Source organism: Mesorhizobium sp. M7A.F.Ca.CA.001.08.2.1, assembly GCF_003998455.1.
GTDB classification, from domain to species: Bacteria; Pseudomonadota; Alphaproteobacteria; order Rhizobiales; family Rhizobiaceae; genus Mesorhizobium; species Mesorhizobium ciceri.
On the sequence record NZ_RZPW01001126.1, the window covers coordinates 1 to 1,407 of the forward strand.

Consider the following 1,407-nt stretch of genomic DNA (forward strand, 5'->3'; position numbering starts at 1 on the left):
GTAGGGGAGTAGGGGAGTAGGTTGGGTTCGAGGGCATTCCAAACACACTCCCTTATTCCCCTACTCCCTTACTCCCATAAATTCTAATTCCCCAGCGCCAACTGATCCGTGATCTCAAACCGCTCCGAGACGCCGACACGGATCATGTTGAGGCTGCCTTCCCTGGTGAAGCGGAAGTCGCCGGGCGCGTCGGAACCGGCCGGCTGGCCGGCACGGAAAGAGATGATGCGCGTGCCGCCGTCGGGCCAGGTCACAGTGATGTTCGCCTTGTCGGCGCTGTGCACCACGCTGACCTTGCAGCGCTCCATCGGCTGGCCGACATAGCGGGCGCAAGGAATTTCGGGGCCAGAAGCCAGCGTCGGAGCGGAATCAAGCGGGACGTCAGGCGCCGCCAGCGCCAGTAGGTACGCATCCTGCATGGCGGCGTGGCCGATTTCCTCTGGCGATTTCGGCGTGCTTTCGGCTGCCGGACCGGCGCCGCCAAGCCGCGCCGTCAGGTCGGGCGGTGCGACCGGCGCGCTGTCAGCTGAGCCGATGGCCTGCGATTGGTCCGGTGCCGAGGCCTGCCCGGCCTCCTTGCCGCTGCCGGTGGAGGCAACCACCGGCGCATCGGCCGGTCTTGGCTCACCTTCGACATAGGGGGTCGGATTGAGAGGGATGAGATAGCGCGCCGGTGCCCAGCCGCTCAGCTTCTCCTTGCCCGTGCTTTCGACCTTGCACCATTTGTAGCCGTTGATGTCGTTGCAGCCGAGATTGGTGACCATGTCGCCGCTGCTCAGCCGCGCCTCGACCGTGGCGACCGGCGATGCGGTGGTGCGGACCTTGAGAAGGTCGTCCGGCGCCAGGCCGGTAACGACGGAGATGACGAGCTCCGGCGCCTCTTGGGCCATCTCTTCAGCCATAGCGGGGGCAATCACCGGCCACGCCGTCATCAGCAGCGGAGCAGCAATCAGCGCATGGAGGATTGTTCGGAGCGTAACTGTGCGCCTCATCGTTTGGCCGTGCGCTGATACCGTGCCGGCGGATCGAGCCCGCCGCAAGCCCGGCCGGTTTTATAAGGGACGACGCGGCGCCATGTAAGCCCGAAAATTCGGGCCGCCGTTTCGCCAGCCTTCAGCCGGGCAGGGGCATGAACCCGGTTCTGAGCGCGTGAGCCCATTCCGGCCGGCCCGCTTGTTCGGCCTGCCTGGCGGCCGCCTCATGATCGTAGTCGACGGCGATGGCCTCGAAGCCGTCGGGCTGGCCGTTGCTGCCCGAGGTGACGATGCCGTAGCGCGCATGCGGCGAGCCCTGCTCGGAGACATGCGCCGGCGGCGTGGAATCGTCATAGGCAGGGCAGCCGATGCTGCCCGGATTGAAGATGACGGGACCGTCGGGGACGCGGATCAGTTCCGCGCGGTGGCTGTG

Annotated in this window: 1 protein-coding gene and 1 pseudogene; both read right to left on the bottom strand. The window is 66.3% G+C overall.

The features are described 5' to 3' along the window. Positions 1-83: 83 nt before the first annotated feature. Complete coding sequence (locus tag EN914_RS35430) at positions 84-992, bottom strand: SH3 domain-containing protein (RefSeq protein ID WP_024504124.1); 909 nt, start codon at positions 990-992, stop codon at positions 84-86. A gap of 121 nt (positions 993-1,113) precedes the next feature. Continuing rightward, positions 1,114-1,407 (bottom strand): annotated as a pseudogene (locus tag EN914_RS35435) (metallophosphoesterase); the annotation flags it as partial.